Genomic DNA, 20864 nt, shown 5'->3' with positions numbered 1-20864 from the left:
CTTGAGAAGAACGGCGCAAGGGCGCCGAGGAGCGAGGAACTCATGGTGGAAGATATTGCGACCGGTCGCTCCGAGGCGACCGACGAAGTGCTGCGCGTGTCCGAAACGCACGCAGTTCCCGAGGCGCCGGCGGCGCACAACAATCCCCTGCCCCTGGCTGCCGCGCTGGCTGCCGCAGCGGCGCTCGCTGCCTGCGGCGGTGGCGGCGGCGGAGGGGGCGGCAGCAGTTTCGCCGGCATGGGCGGCGGCGAGGTCCAGGCCGGCTCGCTGACGCCCCTGGCCAGCACGCCGACCGGCCAGACCTACATCTACACGCAGGCCAAGACCGACGACGAGGCCGCGCGCTTCCTGCTGCAGTCGCAGTTCTCGGCCTCCGAGGCCGAGATCGCCGAAGTGCGCGCCAAGGGCTACCTGCCCTGGCTCGGCGAGCAGGTCGACCGGGCGCCCACGCAGACCGGCTGGGACTGGATCGCGAGCAAGCCCTACAACACCGTCTACACCGACGACATGATCTGGAACCAGCTCATGACCGCGCCGGACGGGATGCGCAAGCGCATGGCGCTGGCGTTCACCGAGATCTTCGTAGTCTCGGCCAACGACCTCAGTTCCAACTGGAACGACCACATGATGGCCCAGTACTGGGACATGCTGGTCGCGGGCGTCACCGGCAACTTCCGCAAGCTGCTGGAAGACGTGACGCTCAACCCGGCGATGGGCTACTACCTCAACACGCGCGGCAACCAGAAGGAAAACGCGCAGGGCCGCCAGCCGGACGAGAACTACGCGCGCGAGGTCATGCAGCTCATGACCATCGGGCTCTACCAGCTCAATGCCGACGGCACGGTCAAGACCGGTGCCGACGGCACACCGCTGGACAGCTACACGCAGGACGACGTGACCAACCTGGCGCGCGTGTTCACCGGCTACGACCTCGACATCCCCGCCGCCGAGCGCAACACCTTCACGCCGCCCGGCGCCAGCTACACCATCGAGAGCAACGCCTGGACCAGGCGGCCGATGGCGCTCACGGCCTCCCGCCACTCGATGCTCGAAGCCAAGTTCCTCGGCGCCACCGTGCCGGCCAACACCGAGGGCAAGGCGGCGCTCAAGATCGCGCTCGATACGCTGTTCAATCACTCGAACGTCGGTCCCTTCATCAGCAAGCAGCTGATCCAGCGCCTCGTGACCAGCAACCCGAGCGCGGCCTACGTGAAGCGCGTGGCGGACGTGTTCGCCAACAACGGCGCCGGCGTGCGCGGCGACATGAAGAGCGTGTTCGCCGCCGTGCTGCTCGACAACGAGGCGCGCAGCCCGGCCGGCCTCACGGACCCGAACTTCGGCCGCCTGCGCGAGCCGATGCTGCGTCTCGTGCAGTGGGGCCGCACCTGCGGCATCGGCTCCACGCTGGGCACCTGGAAGATCGGCAACCTCTCCCGCCCCAACGACCAGCTGGGCCAGAGCCCGCTGCGCTCGCCCTCGGTCTTCAACTTCTTCCGGCCCGGCTACGTGCCGCCCTCGACCGCGATCGCCAGCGCCAAGCTGGTGGCACCCGAGTTCCAGATGGTCAACGAGACCAGCGTCGGCGGCTACCTGAACTTCATGCAGAACGTGGTGCCCAACGGTTTCAACAGCAAGGATGTGATCCCGAGCTATGCGGCCGAGAAGGCGCTGGTGCTCGATCCGGCCGCGCTGGTGCGGCGGCTGAACCTGCTTTTCACCGGCAACCAACTCACCGCCGCCACGCAGGCGCTGGTCGTCAATGCGCTCGCCACGCCGGCGGTCACTTCGACCAGCAGCGACGGTGTCAAGAACAACCGCGTCTATGCCGCGGTGCTGATGGTGATGGCCTCGCCGGAATACCTGATCCAGAAATAAGGAAGCGCGCGATGTACCTGATCAATCCCGCAGCCCACACCCGCCGCGCCTTTCTGCGCCGCTCCGGCCAGCTCGCCGTGGCGGGCACCGCACTGCCCTTTGCGCTCAACCTGGCCGCGATGGGCGAGGCCGCCGCGCAGGCGGCCGGCGACGACTACAAGGCGCTGGTCTGCGTCTTCCTGTTCGGCGGCAACGACTATGCCAATACTGTCGTCACTTACGACGATCCGAGCTACAACGCCTACAGCACGATTCGCGGCGGGGCCGCTGGCCAGGCCGCCGGCGGCGTGGCGATCGGCAAGGCCGAACTGACGCCGACGCTGCTCGTCCCGACCACGGCGCTGCCCGACGGACGCCAGTACGCGCTGCACCCGGCGATGACCGAGCTGGCCACGCTGTTCACCGATGCCAAGATGGCGGTGCAGCTCAATGTCGGCCCGCTGGTGGTGCCGCTCACGCGCGCCCAGTACAACAACAGCAACAAGAAGCTCTATCCGCAGCCGCCGAAGCTGTTCTCGCACAACGACCAGCAGTCGACCTGGCAGTCGTCCTCGCCCGAGGGCTCGACCGTCGGCTGGGGCGGCAACATCGGCGACCTGATGCTCACGCAGAACACCAACTCGCTCTTCACCTGCATGTCGGTGGCGGGCAACGCGGTGTTCCTCTCGGGCGATACCGCGCTGCAATACCAGGTGAGCACGGGCGGCGCGGTCGGCATCAACAGCGTGAAGAACGCCAACGTGTACGGCTCCAGTTCGGTCAAGGCCGCGATGGCGCAGCTCGTGCAGCAGGCGCGCGGCCATGTGCTGGAGAACGAATACAACAAGGTCACCAAGCGCGCGGTCGAGGCCGAGGGCTCGGTCACTTCGGCCATCGGAACTGACTTCGCGGCCGGTACCTTTCCGGCCACCGGCCTGGGCAACCAGCTCAAGATGGTCGCGCGGCTCATCCGCGGCCGCAGCACGCTGGGCACCAAGCGGCAGGTGTTCTTCGTCTCGATGGGCGGCTTCGACCTGCACGACAACCTGATCGCCAACCAGCCCGGCCTGATGAAGCAGCTGAGCGATGCGATGGCCGCGTTCCACCGGCAGATGGTTGCGCAAGGTCTGGCCGACAAGGTCACAGCCTTCACCGCCTCCGACTTCGGCCGCACGCTCGCTTCCAACGGCGACGGCTCCGACCACGGCTGGGGCGGCCACCATTTCATCGTCGGCGGCGCGGTGAAGGGCAAGCAGATCTACGGCACGCCGCAGGTGGTCAGCATCAACAACGACTCGAAGCTGGCCGGCTACGAAGGCCATGTGGGGCAGGGCCGGCTGATTCCGACCACCTCGGTCGACCAGTACGGCGCCACGCTCGCGAGCTGGTTCGGCGTGCCGGCGGGCAATCTGGAAAGCATCCTGCCGAACCTCAAGAACTTCGGCGGCAACGTCAACGGCATCGACTACCCGAAGAACGTGGGCTTCATGGCCTGAGGGCGCCTGCCTACATCGGAAGCGGGGCGCGATCTGCATACTCTGCAGTCCGCGCTTTTCTTTTCAGGAGACTCCGATGAAGTACAGAGGCAGCTGCCATTGCGGCCGGATCGCCTTCGAGGTCGAGGGCGAGATCAAGGGTGCGATGGCATGCAATTGTTCGATGTGCCAGCGCAAGGGTTCGCTGCTCTGGTTCGTGCCGCGCGACAGCTTCACGCTGCTCACCCCGCGCGAGGACATGGGGACCTACCTGTTCAACAAGCATGTGCTGGAGCACCACTTCTGTCCCACCTGCGGCATCCATCCCTTTGCGGAGGGCAGCGATCCCAAGGGCAACAAGATGTCGGCGGTCAACATCCGCTGCATCGAGGGCATCGAGTTCGAATCGGTGCCGGTGACGCATTTCGACGGGCGTTCGCGGTGAGCCCCGGCGAGTTGCAGGACTATTTGCACGCGCACATTCCCCTGTCGAAGGCGATGCAGGTCGCGGTGCTCGCTCTGCATGAAGACGAGGTCGTGCTGAGCGCGCCGCTGGCGCCCAACATCAACCATCGCGAGACCGTGTTCGGCGGCAGCGCCTCGGCCGTCGCCATCCTGGCGGCCTGGTCGCTGCTGCACACGCGGCTTCAGCGTGCCGGTATCTCGAGCCGGCTGGTCATTCAGCGCAATACCATGGACTACGACCTGCCGATCACCGGGGAATTCACTGCGCGCTCGCTCATTGCCCAGCCGCAGGCATGGCCGGCCTTCCTGCGCATGCTCGATCGCAAGGGCCGGGCCCGCATCGCCGTCGCCGCCGTACTCGAACAAGGGGGCCGGACGGTGGGCCGCCTCGAGGGCGAGTTCGTGGCGCTGGGGGCGGCCGCGGCCTGAGAACGCCCGCGTTTGCGTTTCGGGCGCGGCCGCGCCAAAGTACGGCGCACCATGAGCGCCATCCCGACCGACCCCGACCCCTTCCCGCTCGAAGGCGGCTGCACCTGCCGCGCGGTTCGCTACCGCATGACGACGCGACCGCTCTTCGTGCACTGCTGCCATTGCCGCTGGTGCCAGCGCGAGACGGGCTCGGCCTTCGCGCTCAACGCGATGGTCGAGGCCGAGCGCGTGCAACTGCTCCAGGGCGAGATCGAGCTCGTCGTGACGCCGTCGGAAAGCGGCAAAGGGCAGAAGATCGCGCGCTGTCCGCACTGCCGCGTCGCGCTGTGGAGCCACTACGCGGGTGCCGGCGATGTCGTGTGCTTCGTGCGCGTGGGCACGCTCGACGCGCCGGACCACCTGCCCCCCGACATCCACATCTTCACGATGTCGAAGCAGCCATGGGTGCTGTTGCCGCCGGGCACGCCGGCCGTGGCCGAGTACTACAGCCGCGCCGAGCACTGGCCGGCCGAGAGCCTGGAACGCGCCAGGGCGCTGAAGGCCTCGCGCCCGCCCGCGGGGCCGATGGCCGGTTGATTGCCAGCTCCGACGGCCGCTGATACCCTGCGCCCGGGCGCCGCCGCCGCCCATACATGTTCAATCAGGGAGTAAAAAATGAGCCTTTTGTTGTTTCTTGTCGTGGGTCTCGCGTGGCGGGTTGGCTGGCCGGGGTGCTGGTCAAAGGGGGTGGCTTCGGCCTCGTCGGCGACCTGGTCGTCGGCGTGATCGGCGCCTTTCTCGGCGGCCTTCTTTTCAGCTCGGCCGGCGTTTCGCTGGGCGGCGGCCTGTTGGGCAGCATCGTCGTCGCCACCATCGGGGCGATCGTGCTTCTGCTGATCGTCCGCCTCCTCAAGCGGGCCTAGCCGCCCCGATCTCTCAGGCGCGTGCCGCGCCGAGCCGCTGCGACACCTCGCCGGCGCATTGCTTGAGCGCGCGGGCGACGGGCCCGTCCCATTTCGCATCGAAAACGCCCGCGGGCCCGATCGCGGTGATCGCCAGCGCGATCGCGCCGGTGTGGTCGAACACCGGCGCGGACATCGCGCTCACGCCCGGCACGATCTCGCCTTCGGAGCGGCTGATGCCGCGCGCGCGCACCTCGTGCAATTGCTCCTCGAAAGCCTTCCAGTCCGGCAGCGGCGGGGGCGGCGGCATGCCCACATGCGGCGCCGGCGCCGTGCTGCTCTTCTCGCGCTGGCGCTCCTTGTCGAGCAGGCGCTTGACGATCGCGCCATCGAGGTAGGCGGCGAAGAGGCGGCCCGAGGCGGTGCTGGTCAGCGAAAACACCGTGCCGTGCCGCATGCTCACGTGCAAGGCCGCCGGCGACTCGGCCACGCGCACGATGGTGGCGCCGCGGTCGCCCCACACCGCGATGGCCGCGGTGTGCCCGATCTGCTGCGCGAGCTCGGCAACCAGCGGTGTCGCGATGTGGACCGGATCGGCCTGCTGCAGGCTGATCAATCCCAGTTGCAAAGCCAGCGGGCCGAGCAGATAGTGACCGCTGCTGCGGTCCTGTTCGATCAATCCGAGGCGACCGAAGCTGACCATGTAGGGATGCGCCTTGGCGGCCGACATGTCGGCCTCGCGCGCGAGGTCCTTCAATGCCATCGGCCGGCCGTGGTGCACCAGGGCGCGCAGCAGCTGGCCGCCCACTTCGATGCTCTGGATGCCGCGCTGCGCGCGATCGTTGCCGTCAGCGGCCATTTCCGTCTCTTTGTTCGTTCATGCAGAAGACATTAGACATTAACTGATCTCCGGTTTACACTCCGCTTAATTCGTTCCCTGCGAATTCGTTCGTGTTAGACAAACACCCTAGGAGACCCCGATGAGCCAGACCAAGGTTTTCGCCAGCCAGGCCGATCTCGAAGAAAAGAAGATCACCTTCAGCCAGATTTCCGAGCATGCCTGGGCCTACACCGCCGAGGGCGACCCCAACACCGGCATCGTGATCGGCGACGACTGCGTGCTGGTGGCCGACACCCAGGCCACGCCCGCGATGGCGGCCGACGTGGTGCGCCGCATCCGCGAAGTGACCGACAAGCCCATCAAGTACGTGGTGCTCACGCACTACCACGCGGTGCGCGTGCTGGGCGCGACCGGCTACAAGCCCGAGCACATCATCGCCAGCCAGGATACGCGCGACCTGATCGTCGAGCGCGGCGAGGAAGACAAGGCGAGCGAGATCGGCCGCTTCCCGCGCCTGTTCCAGAACGTCGAGACCGTGCCGCCGGGCCTGACCTGGCCGACCATGACCTTCACCGGCAAGATGACCTTGTGGCTGGGCAAGCTCGAAGTCCAGCTGCTGCAGCTCGGCCGCGGCCACACCAAGGGCGACACCGTGGTCTGGCTGCCGGGCGAGAAGACCCTGCTGTCGGGCGACCTGGTCGAGTTCGACGCCACGCCCTATGCCGGCGACGCCTACTTCAAGGACTGGCCCAAGACCCTGGACAACATCGCCGCGCTCAAGCCGAAGGCCCTGGTGCCCGGCCGCGGCGCCGCGCTCACCACGCCGGAAGAAGTGGCCAAGGGTCTCGCCGGCACGCGCGACTTCATTGCCGACGTGTACGCCAGCGTTTCGGAAGGCGCCAAGTCCGGCAAGGACCTGAACGCGGTCTACAAGGAGACCTACGCGAAGCTCAAGCCCAAGTACGGCCACTGGGTCATCTTCGACCACTGCATGCCCTTCGACGTGACGCGCTGCTACGACGAGGCCACGCAGTACGCCGACCCGCGCGTGTGGACCGCCGAGCGCGACGTCGAGATGTGGAAGACCCTCGAAGGCTGAGCCGGGAGGAGCAAGACAAAGATACGGAGACAGGAACGTGAACGCCATTGCTGCTTCAGCCGCCGCGCCCATCGACTACCAGAACCTGCGCTACGACTACAGGCACCACCCCGACCAGGACGCCGCCACGCCCGCCCGGCACCCCGTCGTCGTGGTCGGCGCCGGCCCGGTCGGCCTGGCGCTGGCCATCGACCTGGCGCAACGCCAGGTGCCTGTGGTGCTGCTGGACAACGACAACAAGCTGTCTACCGGCTCGCGCGCCATCTGCTTTGCCAAGCGCTCGCTGGAGATCTTCGACCGGCTCGGTTGCGGCGAGCGCATGGCGGCGAAAGGCGTGTCCTGGAAGCTGGGCCGCGTGTTCCTGCAGGACGCGCAGATCTACGAGTTCGACCTGCTGCCCGAAGAGGGCCATCAGCGCCCGGCCTTCGTCAACCTGCAGCAGTACTACGTCGAGGGCTACCTGGCCGAGCGCGCGGCCGAGCTGCCGCTTTTGGACATCCGCTGGAACCACAAGGTGGTCGGCGTCGAGCAGCACGAGGACCACGCGCTCCTGACCGTCGAGACGCCGGACGGGAGCTACCGGCTGCAGGCCGATTGGCTGGCCGCGTGCGACGGCTCGCGCTCGACGGTTCGGCAGCTGATCGGCCAGGAAAGCAAGGGCCGCATCTTCAAGGACCGCTTCCTGATCGCGGACGTGAAGATGAAGGTCGACTTCCCGGCCGAGCGCTGGTTCTGGTTCGATCCGCATTTCCACCGTCACCAGAGCGTGCTGCTGCACATGCAGCCCGACAACGTGTGGCGCATCGACTTCCAGCTCGGCTGGGAGGCCGATCCGGAGGCCGAGAAGAAGCCCGAGAACATCATCCCGCGCGTCAAGGCGTTGCTGGCGGCCTCGCCCTTCAGGGACGCGGAGTTCGAGCTCGAATGGGCCAGCGTCTACACCTTCGCCTGCCTGCGCATGGAGGCCTTCCGCCACGGCCGCGTGCTGTTCGCGGGCGATTCGGCGCACGGCGTCTCGCCCTTCGGTGCGCGCGGCGCCAACTCGGGCGTGCAGGACGCCGACAACCTGGCCTGGAAGCTGGCCGCGGTGCTGCGCGGCGAGGCGCCGCAGGCGCTGCTCGACAGCTACGCCCGCGAGCGCGAGTACGCGGCCGACGAGAACATCCGCAACTCCACCCGCGCCACCGACTTCATCACGCCCAAGAGCGAGCTGAGCCGGCTGTTCCGCGACGCGGTGCTGCAGCTGGCGAGCCGCCACCCCTTCGCCCGTACGCTGGTCAACAGCGGGCGGTTGTCGGTGCCGGCCACGCTGCATGGCTCGACGCTCAACACGCCGGATAGCGGGGACTTCGAAGGGCGCATGGTGCCCGGCGCGGTGGCGGCCGATGCACCCTTCACTGCGAGCGGCTGCCAGCGCAACTGGCTGTTGCGCTCGCTTGGCGCCGACGGCCGCTTTGCCGCGCTGGTGTTTGGCGACGGCGCCGCCGCCGAGGCCAGCCTGCGCGCACTTGCCGAGGCCGAAGCACCGGTCAGCGTCGTACGCATTCCGCTCGACGACGCCCATGCCCTGGCCGCGCAGCGCTACGACGCCCGGCCCGGCACCACCTACCTGCTGCGGCCCGACCAGCACGTGTGCGCGCGCTGGCGCAGCCCCACGGCCGCCGCCATCCGCGCCGCCCACGCGCGTGCGCTCGGCAAAACCTGAGACCCCAGGAGACCACGACCATGCCGAACGACCACCTGATCCTGACGCCCCACCTGGATGCTCCGGACGACTTCTACGAGGCCCTGCTCGACGCGCACCAGGGCCTGTCCACCGAGGAGAGCCACGCCTTCAATGCGCGCCTGGTGCTGGTGCTGGCCAATCACATCGGCTCGCTGGCGGTGCTGCGCAAGGCCCTGGAGGCGGCGCGCGCCTGATGCGCGCGCAAGGCATCACGCGAATTTCAACACCATTGGAGATATTGATGATCCGCAAGACCCTGGCCGCCCTCGGGCTGGCCGCTTTATCCTTTGCCGCCGCCGCCCAGGACGGCAAGCCCATCGAATGGGTGGTCGGCTATGCCGCCGGCGGCGGCTCCGATTCGGTGGCGCGCGCGACCGCCGAAGCCATGAGCAAGAGCCTGGGCGCGCCCATCGTCATCAACAACAAGCCGGGTGCCGCCACCAACATCGCGGCCGAGTACGTGGCGCGCGCCAAGGACGTGGAGCACACCCTGCTGACCGCCGACTTCGCGACGCTGGCGGCCAATCCCTTCCTCTTTTCCAAGCTGAGCTACGACGCCGAGAAGAACCTCAAGCCGGTCGGCCTGCTGGCGCGCTTCCCGCTCGTGCTGGTGGTCGGCCCGCAGGTGCCGGCGAGCAACTGGAAGGAGTTCGTGGCCTGGGCCAAGGCGCAGCCGGGCGGCGTCAACTACGGCTCGGCCGGCGTCGGCAGCCCGCATCACCTGGCCACCGAGCTGCTGCGCGAGAAGGCCGAGCTCAAGCTCACCCACGTGGCCTACCGCGGCGCGGCACCGGCGATGCAGGACGTGCTGGGCGGGCAGGTGCCGTTCATGCTGGTCGACACCGCCAGCGGCAACCAGTTCGTGCAGGCGGGCAAGGTCAAGGCGATCGGCGTGGCGAGCGCCAAGCGCATCGCCTCGCTGCCCAACGTGCCGACGCTGATGGAGCAGGGGCTGAGCGGCTACGAGGCCTATGCCTGGCAGGGCCTCACCGTGCCCTCCGGCACGCCCGAGCCGACGGTGGCGCGCTACGCCAAGGCCTTGCAGGAGGCGCTGGCATCGCCCGCCGTCAAGGCGCGCTTCGACGCACTCGGCGTGGAAGGCCTTCCCGGCTCGCCGAGCGACATGGCGAGCTACGTGAAGGCCGAACGCGAGCGCTGGGGGCGCCTGATCAAAACCAACAACATCCGCGTGGATTGATATGAAAGGATCCTCATGAGCACCGACGCATTGCGCTACCAGAGCGGCTTCGGCAACGAATACGCGAGCGAGGCCGTGGCCGGCGCCCTGCCGCAGGGCCGCAACAGCCCGCAGCGCGCGCCCTTCGACCTCTATCCCGAGCTGATCTCGGGCACCGCCTTCACCGCGCCGCGCCACGAGAACCGGCGCAGCTGGATGTACCGGCGCCAGCCCTCGGTGGTCTCCGGCCGCTACCAGGCCTATGCGCAGCCGCACTGGCAGACCGGCGCCGACCGCGATATCGCGCTCGCGCCCGAGCCGATGCGCTGGCATCCGCTTCCGCTCGACAACGCCGATGTCGATTTCATCGACGGCATCCATACCTTGGCCGCCAACGGCGACGCCGAGGCGCACAGCGGCATCGCCGCGCACGTCTACCTCGCGAGCCGATCGATGGAACGCCGCGCTTTCGTCAATGCCGACGGCGAGATGCTGCTGGTGCCGCAGCAAGGCCGCCTCGCGATCACCACCGAGATGGGCGTGCTCGAGGTCAAGCCCGGCGAAATTGCGCTATTGCCGCGCGGCGTGGTGTTCAAGGTTGCCGTGCCCGATGGACCGTCCCGCGGCTACATCTGCGAGAACTACGGCGCGCAGTTTCGCCTGCCCGAGCTGGGCCCGATCGGATCGAATGGGCTCGCGAACGCGCGCGACTTCCAGGCGCCGGTCGCGGCCTTCGAGGACGAGGGCGGTGGCTACGAGCTGGTCAAGAAATTCGGCGGCCGCTTCTGGTCGGCGCCCACGAAGCAGTCTCCCTTCAACGTCGTCGCCTGGCACGGCAACCTGGCGCCGGTGAAGTACGACACCGCCAACTTCATGACCATCGGCTCGATCAGCTTCGACCATCCGGACCCGTCGATCTTCACCGTGCTCACCTCGCCCTCGGACACGCCCGGCACCGCCAACTGCGACTTCGTGATCTTCCCGCCGCGCTGGCTGGTGATGGAAGACACCTTCCGTCCGCCCTGGTACCACCGCAACCTCATGAGCGAGTTCATGGGCCTGGTCTACGGCGAGTACGACGCCAAGCCCGGCGGCTTCAAGCCCGGCGGCGCCAGCCTGCACAACGCGATGGTGCCGCACGGCCCCGACGAGGAAGCCTTCGAGAAGGCCAGCAGTGCCGACCTCAAGCCGCAGAAGCTGGACAACACGCTGGCCTTCATGTTCGAGAGCCGCTTGCGCTTCATCCCCACCGCCTGGGCGCTGCAGAGCTCGGCGCTGGACACCGACTATGCCGACTGCTGGGCCGGCCTCAAGGACCAATTCAAGCCATGAACAACGAACTGAACGCCACCCACGATCCGAAGCTGCGCAGCTGGGTTGCTTCGGCCAACGAGGCCGGCTGCGATTTCCCGATCCAGAACCTGCCTTTCGGCCGCTTCCGGCCTGCAGGCAGCGGCGAGGCCTTTCGCATCGGGGTTGCGATCGGCGACCAGGTGCTCGACTTGAAGGCGACCGGCCTCGTCCATACGGACGACATGAACGTGTTGATGGCGAAGAGCCCGACGGAGCGCCAAACCCTGCGTGCCGCGATCTCCGCCGGCCTGGCCGAAGGCAGCGAGCAGGCCCCCGAGTGGGCCAAGGCCCTGCTGGCCCAGTCGGCCGCCGAGATGACGGTGCCCTGCCGCATCGGCGACTACACCGACTTCTACACCGGCATCCATCACGCCCGCACGGTCGGCAGCCTGTTCCGTCCCGACCAGCCGCTCCTGCCCAACTACCAGTGGGTGCCCATCGGCTACCACGGGCGCGCCTCGTCGATCGGCGTCAGCGGCCAGCGCTTCAAGCGCCCGCAAGGCCAGACCAAGGCACCCGATGCCGCAACGCCTTCCTTCGGCCCTTCGAAGCGGCTCGACTACGAGCTCGAACTCGGCTTCCTGGTCGCCCAGGGCAATGCGCTCGGCGAGCCGATCGCCATCGCCGAAGCGGAAGCGCACCTGTTCGGCGTCACCCTGCTCAACGACTGGTCGGCCCGCGACATTCAGGCCTGGGAGTACCAGCCGCTCGGGCCCTTCTTGTCGAAGAACTTCGCCAGCACGCTCTCGCCCTGGATCGTGACGATGGAGGCGCTCGCGCCCTTCCGCGCCGCCTTCGAGCGCCCGGCCGGCGATCCGCAGCCGCTGCCCTACCTCGATGCACCCGCCAACCGCGAAAGCGGCGCGCTCGACATCACGCTCGAGGTGTGGTTGCAGACGGCGAAGATGCGCGAAGCCGGCGAGGGCGCCGTGCGCCTCACGCGCGGCAACGCCCGCGACGCCGCCTACTGGACGGCCGCGCAGCTCGTCACGCACCACACGGTGAACGGCTGCAACCTGCAGCCGGGCGACCTGCTCGGTTCGGGCACGCTCTCGGGCCCGAAGCCCGATGAGGCCGGCTCGCTGCTCGAGCTCACGCTGGGCGGCAAGCAGCCGATCCTGCTTCCCAACGGCGAGCGCCGCAGCTTCCTCGAAGACGGCGATACGCTCAGCCTGCGGGGCTTCTGCGAGCGCGAAGGCGCGGTGCGCATCGGGCTGGGCGAAGTCAGCGCGACGGTCGAAGCGGCCGGCGCCTGAGCGTTCACTGCCTCGGTTCGGACGAGGCACGCTCCTACGCGGCGTTCCGCGACCGGCCCCGATACTGCAAACCCTTGTTTCAGGGGTATTGCCGTGAACGTGCTGATCGTCGACGACAACAAGGCCGCGGCCGATCTGCTGCGGGAACTGCTGGCGCTGCAGGACCATGAGGCGCATTGCACCTACACCGCGCAACAGGCGATCGCCGCCGCCGCCGAGAAAGCCTTCGATGCGGCGCTGGTCGATCTGGTGCTGCCGGATCTCCCCGGCGCCGAGCTTGCGCGGCGCATGCGTGCAAGCGCCGGGAACAAGCCGCTGTTGCTGATCGCGATCTCGGGCTTCGGCGCCGACGAGGCCGGCGGCACGACCACGCCGGGCCTGTTCGACCATCATCTGCAGAAGCCGATCGACTTCGAAGATCTGGATCGCATCCTGGCGCCGCCTGCCGCACGATGAAGGCAACCCCCGGAGCCCGCAGTTGGATGGCTGCCGGCGTGCGCCACGAACTGCTCACGCGCGTCTTCCCGGCGCTGCGCCACGACCTGGCTTCGCCGGTGTCGGTGATCCGGATGGCCATGCTGATGTTCAAGCGCCAGGCGACGGTGAAGCCCGCCGACACCGCGGCCTGGCAGGAGAGAGTGGCGCTGGTGGAAGGCCAGGTCGGTGCGCTGGCGACCGGCGTGCGTTCCTTGCGCGACTGGGAGCTGGCCGTCAGCGACGAGGGCGTGACCCGCAGCGCGCTGGTGGCCCAGTGCACCGGGCTGATGCGCGCCGCCTTCGAACTGAACGGCATCCGGCTGCATGTTGGCGAGGGGCTGGCGCCCGGAGAGAGCGAGCAGCGCTTTGCGGCCGGCGCCGCGCTGCGCTACATGTGTCTCGGCGTCCTGAGCTATCTGCAGGACGGCGCACCGCAGCTCGGCGCGGTGCACATCGAACCCGAAGGCCGCGACATCGTGCGCTTCAGCGCGACACGCGGGGCAGCCGAGCTCGCGCAGCTGGCGGATCCGCACCGGGCGCCACGCAAGCTGGCGATCGATGCCGTCGCGCTGCAGTTGCTGGCCGAAGACCTGGGCTACTTCGTGGCGCTGGACGGTGATACGGTGCGCCTCTCGCTGGTGCGCCGCTCGAACCAGTGATGGATGCAGGCCAGGAGCGCATTCGGCTCCGCGGGCTTGACGAAGTGGTGATCGAAGCCGGCGCCGAGCGCGGCTTGGCGGTCTTCGTTCTGGCCGTAGCCGGTCAGCGCGATCAGCAGCGCGTCTTCGGTCTCGGGCATCTTGCGCATCCGGCGCGCGACCTCGTAGCCGTCGAGCAGCGGCAGTCCGATGTCCAGCACGACGACGCTGGGCCGGTACGCCGCGACGATCGCGAGCGCCTCCTCGCCATCGCCCGCCGTGCGAACCTGGTGTCCTTCGAGCTCGAGGACCGCCGCGACGCCTGCGGCCGCGTCCCGGTTGTCGTCGACGATCAGGATGCGCTGGGGCTCGAGGCGCGGCGCTGACGGGAGCGCGGACGCGATCTGCCCGGCTTCGGGCACCGCCGCAACGCGCGGCAAGCGGATCTTGAACTCGGAGCCCTGGTCCCGCCCCTCGCTGAAGACCTCGATCTGGCCGCCGTGCATCTCCGTCAGGCGCCGTGCCAGCGTCAGCCCGACGCCCAGCCCGCCCTGGGCGCGGTCGAGGCCGCGCTGGCCTTGCGCGAAGAGGTCGAAGATGCGCGTCAACAGTTCCTCGTCGATGCCGATGCCCTGGTCGCGCACCGAGACGACGATGTCGTCGTCCTCGAACCAGGAGGCGAGCGCAATGTCGGTTCCCTCCGGGCTGTACTTGGCAGCGTTGTGCAGCAGATTGGCGATCACCTGCGTGAGCCTGGCCACGTCGCCCAGAAGCCATGCCGGCTCTTCGGGTATCGCGACGCTCAACACCTGGCGACGGCTGTCGATGAAGGGCTGCACCGTTTCCACGCCTTGAACGATCACCGAGTTGAGATCCATCGTCTCGCGCTTGAGCGCGATCTTGCCCTGGCTGATGCGGGCCACGTCGAGCAGCTCTTCGATCAGACGCGTCATCTGCCGCAGTTGCCGATCGGCAATGTCGAGCGCCCACGTGACCCTGGGGTGCGGCGCGGCGACGCGGCGGATCACCTCGACGGCGGTATGAATGGGCGCCAGCGGATTGCGCAGCTCGTGCGACATCATCGCGAGGAACTCGTCCTTGCGCTGGTTGGACTGCTGCAGCTCTTCCTGCGCCGCTTGCCGCTCGAGGATTTCGCGCTGCAGGATGCGGTAGAGGCGCGCGTTCTCGAACGCCGTCGCGGCCCGGGCCGCCAACTCGTCGACCATCCCGGCTTGGGCGCCGGCGCCCGAGTCGTTCGGATTGTCGGATGCGACCAGAACCGCGCCCAGAACACGTTCCCCGAAGACCATCGGCACGGCCGCGGCCGAGCGCAGCAGCGGGAACTCGGCGTCCGCCGGAGCGAGGCCGAACGATGCGGCCGTGAGCGGCTTCAGCGCTTCTTCCGCCACGGTGGTTCGCCGCCCGCGGTTCGCCGCGGCGTGCAGCGCGGCGCGGATGCCCGGGGCGAGCGCCGTTTCGGGGCCTGCGAACCATTGAAGCCTCGCGTGGCCCGGCCGCACCGCCGCGGCAAGCATCTCTCCCGCGCCGAGCTCGGGGTCGATCAGGAGCAGCACGGCGAGCGGGGCCAGGCTGGGCACTAGCAGTTCGACCAGCTGGTTCATCGCGACCGTGATCTCCAGCGAGCTACTGAGCGCGCGACTCGCATGGGCGAGAAATGCGGAGCGCCTGTCGTTCTCCTCCGCGACGCGGCGAGCCGCCTGCGCCGCCATCATTGCGGCCCGCGCATCGGCCTGGCGCCGGACCTGGCGCCGCATCAGGTACAGCGAGACGAAGACGCTCACCTTGCTGCGCAGGATCTCCGGCACCACGGGGGAGAGGATGTAGTCCACCGCGCCGAGCGAGTAGCCGCGCGCGGTCTGCATCTCGTCGGCGTAGGAGGTGATGAAGATGATCGGCGTATGGGCGCTTCGCCGATGCTGGCGAATCAGCGTCGCCGTCTCGAACCCGTCCATGCCGGGCATGTTGACGTCCAGCAGGATGACCGCGAACTCGCGCTGCAGGATCTCCCGCAGCGCATCGGTGCCCGAGCGCACCAGCACCAGGTTCTGGCCGAGGTCCTCGAGCACGGTCCGGAAGACCAGCAGCTTCTCGGGCAGATCGTCGACGACCAGGATGTCGGCCTTCTCGTCGAACGGCCCCCCGTCGGGGCCCCGTTCCTCGGGCAGTGCAGGAGGCTCTTCTACTTGCACAGCCACCCCCGCAGAACGGCGAGCAGATAGGTCGTGTCCACCGGCTTCGACAGGTAGTCCCAGGCCCCCGCTTCGATGCACTTCTCGCGGTCGCCCTTCATGGCCTTCGCCGTCACCGCCACCAGCGGCAGCTGCTTGCCGCGCGGCAGGCGGCGCAGCTCGCGCATCGTCTGCATGCCGTCCATCTCCGGCATCATGATGTCCATGAGGACGATGTCGATGCCGGCATCCTCCTGCACCAGCCGGATCGCATCGCGGCCGTTCTCCGCCGACACGATGAGCATTCCCTGTGCGTCGAGGATGGTCGCCAGCGCAAAGATGTTGCGCATGTCGTCGTCGACGATCAGCACCTTCCTGCCGGCCAGCGTGCCGGCGCCGGCGTTGACCGCTTCGACCGCTCTCCGTTCCTGCTCGGACATCGAAGCCAGGCCCCGATGCAGGAAGAAGGCCGTTGCGTCGATCAGCCGCTCCAGCGAATCCGCGACGCGCATCGCCGAGCCGCCGTGGCCGTGCTCCCACCCCGGCACGCGGCCGCCCGGAGCCGCGCTGTACAGGACGACCGGCAGTTGCCGCGTCGCCGGGCGGGCCTCGACAAACTCGGCGGCATCCGCGCGGCCGAAGCCGGCCACCATGCCGTCGGTCACGAGGCAGTGCACGTCGTTCAGCGCCAGCGCGTCTTTGGCCGCCTCGGCGGTTTCCACGACCACGCTGTCGATCTCGCTGCCGGCCAGGGCCGCGACATAGCGATCGCGCAGCGACGAGGGGCGCATGGCGACCACCAGCTTCCTGGCGTCCGCCTGAACGAAGCCGTAAAGATGCCCGAGCCCCGCATCGATTTCGTCGATCGATTGCAGCGGCTTGGCCAGAAAGCCGACGGCGCCGGAGTTCAGGGCCCGCTCCCGCGAGTCGTCCGTCGAGACCACGCAGACCGGAATGTGCCGCGTGGCAAGGTCGGCCTTCAGGCGCTCGAGGATGCGCCAGCCTTCCATGTCGGGCAGGAAGATGTCGAGCGTGATGAGTGCCGGGCGGTAGTCGCGCGCGAGCGCCAATGCGCCGGCGCCGCTGGGGCTGACCAGGCCCTTGAAGCCGCTCTTGCGCCCGGCCTGCAACAGCATCTTGGCGAAGGCGAGGTCGTTCTCGACGATCAGGAGCACCTTGTCCCCGGAAAGAATGCTGTCGCGGTCGTCGTCGGCGATGTTGAGCGACGGGAGCATGTCGGCTGCATCGCCGCGTTCGGCGGCCTGGACGGGCTTGGCCCCTGCGGCAACGATGCGCCGGGCCGACTTCTGCGGACCGGGACCGGGACCGGGCCGCAGCTCAGCGACCCGGTTGCGTTCGGCGCGGCGAGGAACTTCCGCCCGCGCCGCCGCCGTGCGGCCCAGCCGTGCACTGCGCGCCGAGCTGTAGCTTTGCGGCAGGTACAGCGTGAACGTGCTGCCCTGCGCGGGCGTGCTCACCAGGCGGATCTCGCCGCCCAGAAGGCGCGCCAGTTCACGGCTGATCGCGAGGCCGAGGCCGGTGCCGCCGTATTTTCTCGAGGTCGAGCCGTCCGCCTGCTGGAAGGCCTCGAACACGATCTGCTGCTTGTCGGCGGAAATCCCGATGCCGGTATCGGACACGGCGAAGGCCATGACCTGGCCGGCCCGGTTGAGCTCTTCGTTGTCGCGCGACCAGCCGCTGTCCACGGCCTCGACCGTCAACGCGACCGAACCCTGGTGCGTGAACTTGAACGCATTCGACAGCAGGTTCTTGATGACCTGCTGCAGGCGTTTGACGTCGGTCACGATCGTCTCGGGCAGCGGCCCCGACGCGTGGATGTCGAAGCCGACGTGCTTGGCCTCGGCGACGTGGCGGAAGCTGCGCTCGACCGAGCGCTGCAGGTCGTCCAGCCGCAGTTCGCTGACCTCCACCGCGACCGTTCCGGATTCGATCTTCGACAGGTCCAGGATGTCGTTGATCAGCATCAGCAGATCGTTGCCCGAGAGGTGGATGGTCTTCGCGAACTCCACCTGCTTGGCCGTCAGGTTGCCTTCGCTGTTCTTGCACAGCTGGTCCGACAGGATCAGCAGGCTGTTGAGCGGCGTGCGCAGTTCGTGCGACATGTTGGCCAGGAACTCGGACTTGTACTTGGAGGTGAGCGCGAGCTGCTCCGCCTTTTCCTCCAGCGCCTGGCGCGCCTGCTCCACCTCCTGGTTCTTGCGCTCCACCTCCTGGTTCTGGTGCACCAAAAGCCGGGCCTTCTCCTGCAGCGCCTCGTTGGTCTGCTGAAGCTCGAGCTGGCGGTTCTGCAGCTCCTCGGCCAGCGACTGCGACTGGGTCAGCAGGTCCTCGGTGCGCATGTTGGCGGCGATGGTGTTGATCACGATGCCGATGGATTCGGTCAACTGGTCCAGGAGGGCCTGGTGCGCGGGGTTGAAGCGCTCCAGCGAGGCCAGCTCCAGCACGCCCCGCACCTCGCCTTCGAAGATCACCGGGAGCACGATCACGTCCATGGCCGCGCCTTCGGAGAGGCCCGTGACGATCCGGAAGGCCGTGCTCGGCACGTTGGTCAGAAGGATCTTGGACTTCTCGACCGCGCACTGGCCGACGAGGCCCTGGCCCAGCTCGATCTCCTTGCCGTGCGAAGTCTGGCCGCCGGAGGCGTAGCTGGCGAAGAGCTTCAGCTTCGGCGTGGCCGTGGCGGTGTTCAGCACGTAGAACTCCGCCTGCTGCGCACCCACCACCGGCGCGAGTTCGGACAGGATCAGCTGCCCCACCGTGAGCAGATCCTTCTGGCCCTGAAGCATGCGGCTGAACTTGGCGAGGTTGGTCTTGAGCCAGTCCTGCTCCGTGTTCTTCTGCGTCGTGTCCTTCAGGTTGCGGATCATCTCGTTGATCGTGTCCTTCAGCGCCGCGACCTCGCCCTGAGCCTTCACGGTGATGGAGCGGGTCAGGTCGCCCTGCGTCACGGCGGTGGCCACCTCCGCGATGGCGCGCACCTGGGTCGTCAGGTTGGCCGCCAGCTGGTTCACGTTCTCGGTCAGGCCCTTCCAGGTGCCGGCGGCGCCGGGCACCTTCGCCTGGCCGCCCAGCTTGCCTTCGACGCCGACCTCGCGCGCGACGGTCGTCACCTGGTCGGCAAAGGTGGCAAGCGTCTCGGTCATGCTGTTGATGGTCTCGGCGAGCGCCGCGATCTCGCCCTTGGCCTCGACCGTGAGCTTCTGTTGCAGATCGCCGTTGGCCACCGCGGTCACCACCTTCGCGATGCCGCGCACCTGGCCGGTCAGGTTGCCGGCCATGGAGTTGACGTTGTCCGTGAGGTCCTTCCAGGTCCCCGAGACATCGCGCACCTGGGCCTGGCCGCCGAGCCGGCCCTCGGTGCCGACCTCGCGCGCCACGCGCGTCACTTCGGCGGCGAAGGACGAGAGCTGGTCCACCATCGTATTGATGGTGGCCTTCAGCTCCAGGATCTCGCCCTTCACGTCGACCGTGATCTTCTTGGAAAGGTCGCCGGTCGCCACTGCCTTGGTCACGTCGGCGATGTTGCGCACCTGCGATGTGAGGTTCGATGCCATCAGGTTGACCGAGTCGGTCAAGTCCTTCCACGTGCCGGCCACGCCTTGCACATCGGCCTGCCCGCCCAGGATGCCCTCGGTGCCGACCTCGAGCGCCACCCGCGTCACCTCGGCGGCGAAGGAGCGCAGTTGGTCGACCATCGTGTTGACCGTGTTCTTCAGTTCGGAGATTTCGCCCTTCACGTCCACCGTGATCTTCTTGGACAGGTCGCCGGCGGCCACGGCCGTGGTCACCTCGGCGATGTTGCGCACCTGGGAAGTCAGGTTGCCGGCCATGAAGTTGACCGACTCGGTCAGGTCCTTCCAGGTGCCGGCCACGCCCTGCACGTCGGCCTGTCCGCCCAGGATCCCTTCCGTTCCGACCTCGCGCGCCACGCGCGTGACTTCGGCCGCGAAGGAGCGCAGCTGGTCGACCATGGTGTTGACCGTGTTTTTCAGCTCGAGGATCTCGCCCTTCACGTCGACGGTGATCTTCTTGGAGAGGTCGCCGGCCGCCACTGCCTTGGTCACGTCGGCGATGTTGCGCACCTGGCTGGTCAGGTTGCCGGCCATCGAGTTCACCGAATCGGTCAGGTCCTTCCAGGTGCCCGAGACGCCTTCGACCCGCGCCTGCCCGCCCAGGGATCCTTCCGTTCCGACCTCGCGCGCCACCCGCGTCACCTCCGATGCGAAGGAGCGCAACTGGTCGACCATGGTGTTGATCGTGTTCTTCAGGGTCAGGAATTCGCCCTTGACGTCGACATCGATCTTCTTCGACAGGTCGCCCTTGGCCACCGCGGTTGTCACGTCGGCGATGTTGCGCACCTGGTCGGTCAGGTTTCCGGCCATGGAGTTGACGGAATCGGTCAGGTCTTTCCAGGTGCCGGCCACGCCTTTCACCTTGGCCTGGCCACCGAGCTTGCCCTCGGTGCCGACCTCGCGCGCCACGCGCGTGACCTCGGCCGAGAAGTTGCCGAGCTGCTCGACCATCTTGTTGATGGTCTTGGCCGTGCGAAGAAACTCGCCTTCGAGCTTGCGCCCGTCGACCTCAAGCGCCATGCTCTTCGACAGGTCGCCCTGGGCCACGGCGCCGATCACGCGAGCCACTTCGGTGGTCGGGTGAACGAGATCGTCGATGAGCGCATTCACGCATTCGACCGATTCGCCCCAGAAGCCGCGCGTTTCGGAAAGCACCGCACGCTGCTTGAGCTTGCCTTCCTTGCCGACCACCTGGCGCAGGCGGACCAGCTCGGCGGCCAGCGTGGCGTTCTGCTCGACCAGGTCATTGAAGACGTCGGCCACCTTGCCCGAAAGCCCGGTCCAGTGCACGGGCAGCCGGACCTTGGCATCGCCTTTGCGGAACCGGGTCAGCGCATCCAGAAGCGTTGCCATCTCTTCCAGTGAGCTGGTCGCGACGGATTTGTCCAGAACGTTCATCTCTTGCCCCTCT

At 67.9% G+C, this 20864-nt stretch carries 17 protein-coding genes; 14 read left to right on the top strand and 3 right to left on the bottom strand.

The window, feature by feature from the left end; translation table 11 throughout:
• The first annotated feature begins 42 nt into the window (after nucleotides 1-42).
• The 6 genes from ACSQ9I_RS28785 to ACSQ9I_RS28760 all read left to right on the top strand — a co-directional run bounded on the left by ACSQ9I_RS28785 (nucleotide 43) and on the right by ACSQ9I_RS28760 (nucleotide 5125).
• Nucleotides 43-1875, top strand: coding sequence for a DUF1800 domain-containing protein (locus ACSQ9I_RS28785; RefSeq protein WP_436315412.1), 1833 nt, complete (start codon nucleotides 43-45; stop codon nucleotides 1873-1875).
• 11 nt (nucleotides 1876-1886) lie between these two features.
• A complete protein-coding gene (locus tag ACSQ9I_RS28780; protein WP_436315411.1) occupies nucleotides 1887-3350 on the top strand; it encodes a DUF1501 domain-containing protein in 1464 nt (487 codons plus the stop codon).
• Nucleotides 3351-3426: 76 nt separating this feature from the next.
• Nucleotides 3427-3774 (top strand): GFA family protein, encoded by a 348-nt coding sequence (locus tag ACSQ9I_RS28775; RefSeq protein ID WP_436315410.1) that lies wholly within the window; start codon nucleotides 3427-3429, stop codon nucleotides 3772-3774.
• Nucleotides 3771-4223 carry a thioesterase domain-containing protein gene (locus tag ACSQ9I_RS28770; RefSeq protein WP_093108688.1) on the top strand — a complete coding sequence of 151 codons (453 nt, stop codon included), beginning with the start codon at nucleotides 3771-3773 and terminating at the stop codon, nucleotides 4221-4223. The genes ACSQ9I_RS28775 and ACSQ9I_RS28770 overlap by 4 nt, the downstream gene beginning before the upstream one ends.
• A gap of 60 nt (nucleotides 4224-4283) precedes the next feature.
• A complete protein-coding gene (locus ACSQ9I_RS28765; protein ID WP_436315847.1) occupies nucleotides 4284-4799 on the top strand; it encodes a GFA family protein in 516 nt (171 codons plus the stop codon).
• 113 nt (nucleotides 4800-4912) lie between these two features.
• Nucleotides 4913-5125, top strand: a complete 213-nt coding sequence (locus ACSQ9I_RS28760; RefSeq protein WP_436315409.1) for a GlsB/YeaQ/YmgE family stress response membrane protein — start codon at nucleotides 4913-4915, stop codon at nucleotides 5123-5125.
• 13 nt (nucleotides 5126-5138) lie between these two features.
• On the opposite strand, the gene ACSQ9I_RS28755 is transcribed toward ACSQ9I_RS28760, so the two are convergent.
• Nucleotides 5139-5963: an IclR family transcriptional regulator gene (locus ACSQ9I_RS28755; RefSeq protein ID WP_436305923.1), complete on the bottom strand. Its 825-nt coding sequence runs from the start codon at nucleotides 5961-5963 to the stop codon at nucleotides 5139-5141.
• A gap of 121 nt (nucleotides 5964-6084) precedes the next feature.
• On the opposite strand from ACSQ9I_RS28755, the gene ACSQ9I_RS28750 reads away from it, so the two are divergent.
• The 8 genes from ACSQ9I_RS28750 (at nucleotide 6085) to ACSQ9I_RS28715 (ending at nucleotide 13692) form a co-directional block, all read left to right on the top strand.
• The gene (locus ACSQ9I_RS28750; RefSeq protein ID WP_436315408.1) at nucleotides 6085-7044 is read left to right on the top strand and encodes an MBL fold metallo-hydrolase; all 960 of its coding nucleotides are present in this window, start codon (nucleotides 6085-6087) and stop codon (nucleotides 7042-7044) included.
• Between the two features lie 37 nt (nucleotides 7045-7081).
• The gene (locus ACSQ9I_RS28745) at nucleotides 7082-8749 is read left to right on the top strand and encodes an FAD-dependent oxidoreductase (protein ID WP_436315407.1); all 1668 of its coding nucleotides are present in this window, start codon (nucleotides 7082-7084) and stop codon (nucleotides 8747-8749) included.
• A gap of 20 nt (nucleotides 8750-8769) precedes the next feature.
• Nucleotides 8770-8964 (top strand): DUF2783 domain-containing protein, encoded by a 195-nt coding sequence (locus ACSQ9I_RS28740; RefSeq protein WP_436315406.1) that lies wholly within the window; start codon nucleotides 8770-8772, stop codon nucleotides 8962-8964.
• A gap of 47 nt (nucleotides 8965-9011) precedes the next feature.
• Complete coding sequence (locus ACSQ9I_RS28735; RefSeq protein WP_436315405.1) at nucleotides 9012-9968, top strand: Bug family tripartite tricarboxylate transporter substrate binding protein; 957 nt, start codon at nucleotides 9012-9014, stop codon at nucleotides 9966-9968.
• 15 nt (nucleotides 9969-9983) lie between these two features.
• Entirely contained in the window at nucleotides 9984-11279 is a 1296-nt protein-coding gene (gene hmgA, locus ACSQ9I_RS28730) for a homogentisate 1,2-dioxygenase (RefSeq protein ID WP_436315404.1), read from the top strand.
• The gene (fahA, locus tag ACSQ9I_RS28725) at nucleotides 11276-12556 is read left to right on the top strand and encodes a fumarylacetoacetase (protein WP_436315403.1); all 1281 of its coding nucleotides are present in this window, start codon (nucleotides 11276-11278) and stop codon (nucleotides 12554-12556) included. The genes hmgA and fahA overlap by 4 nt, the downstream gene beginning before the upstream one ends.
• 93 nt (nucleotides 12557-12649) lie before the next feature.
• Complete coding sequence (locus ACSQ9I_RS28720) at nucleotides 12650-13012, top strand: response regulator (protein ID WP_093109907.1); 363 nt, start codon at nucleotides 12650-12652, stop codon at nucleotides 13010-13012.
• On the top strand, nucleotides 13009-13692 hold the full coding sequence (locus tag ACSQ9I_RS28715; RefSeq protein WP_436315402.1) for a hypothetical protein: 684 nt from the start codon (nucleotides 13009-13011) through the stop codon (nucleotides 13690-13692). Before ACSQ9I_RS28720 ends, ACSQ9I_RS28715 begins: the two co-directional genes overlap by 4 nt.
• On the opposite strand, the gene ACSQ9I_RS28710 is transcribed toward ACSQ9I_RS28715, so the two are convergent.
• On the bottom strand, nucleotides 13629-15881 hold the full coding sequence (locus tag ACSQ9I_RS28710) for a response regulator (RefSeq protein ID WP_436315401.1): 2253 nt from the start codon (nucleotides 15879-15881) through the stop codon (nucleotides 13629-13631). The two genes, ACSQ9I_RS28715 and ACSQ9I_RS28710, sit on opposite strands and share 64 nt — an antisense overlap.
• Nucleotides 15872-20851, bottom strand: a complete 4980-nt coding sequence (locus ACSQ9I_RS28705) for a HAMP domain-containing protein (protein ID WP_436315400.1) — start codon at nucleotides 20849-20851, stop codon at nucleotides 15872-15874. Before ACSQ9I_RS28705 ends, ACSQ9I_RS28710 begins: the two co-directional genes overlap by 10 nt.
• Between the last annotated feature and the right edge of the window lie 13 nt (nucleotides 20852-20864).

The organism is Variovorax sp. LjRoot84, assembly GCF_964254305.1.
Lineage (GTDB): Bacteria > Pseudomonadota > Gammaproteobacteria > Burkholderiales > Burkholderiaceae_C > Variovorax.
This window is presented reverse-complemented; position numbering and strand designations above follow the sequence as displayed.

Excerpts from the sequence above, each read along its gene's own strand:
- ACSQ9I_RS28785 (WP_436315412.1), top strand. The coding sequence starts at position 43 with ATGGTGGAAGATATTGCGACCGGTCGCTCCGAGGCGACCGACGAAGTG.
- ACSQ9I_RS28780 (WP_436315411.1), top strand. The coding sequence starts at position 1,887 with ATGTACCTGATCAATCCCGCAGCCCACACCCGCCGCGCCTTTCTGCGC.
- ACSQ9I_RS28775 (WP_436315410.1), top strand. The coding sequence starts at position 3,427 with ATGAAGTACAGAGGCAGCTGCCATTGCGGCCGGATCGCCTTCGAGGTC.
- ACSQ9I_RS28755 (WP_436305923.1), bottom strand. The coding sequence starts at position 5,963 with ATGGCCGCTGACGGCAACGATCGCGCGCAGCGCGGCATCCAGAGCATC.
- ACSQ9I_RS28750 (WP_436315408.1), top strand. The coding sequence starts at position 6,085 with ATGAGCCAGACCAAGGTTTTCGCCAGCCAGGCCGATCTCGAAGAAAAG.
- ACSQ9I_RS28740 (WP_436315406.1), top strand. The coding sequence starts at position 8,770 with ATGCCGAACGACCACCTGATCCTGACGCCCCACCTGGATGCTCCGGAC.
- ACSQ9I_RS28735 (WP_436315405.1), top strand. The coding sequence starts at position 9,012 with ATGATCCGCAAGACCCTGGCCGCCCTCGGGCTGGCCGCTTTATCCTTT.
- hmgA (WP_436315404.1), top strand. The coding sequence starts at position 9,984 with ATGAGCACCGACGCATTGCGCTACCAGAGCGGCTTCGGCAACGAATAC.
- fahA (WP_436315403.1), top strand. The coding sequence starts at position 11,276 with ATGAACAACGAACTGAACGCCACCCACGATCCGAAGCTGCGCAGCTGG.
- ACSQ9I_RS28715 (WP_436315402.1), top strand. The coding sequence starts at position 13,009 with ATGAAGGCAACCCCCGGAGCCCGCAGTTGGATGGCTGCCGGCGTGCGC.
- ACSQ9I_RS28705 (WP_436315400.1), bottom strand. The coding sequence starts at position 20,851 with ATGAACGTTCTGGACAAATCCGTCGCGACCAGCTCACTGGAAGAGATG.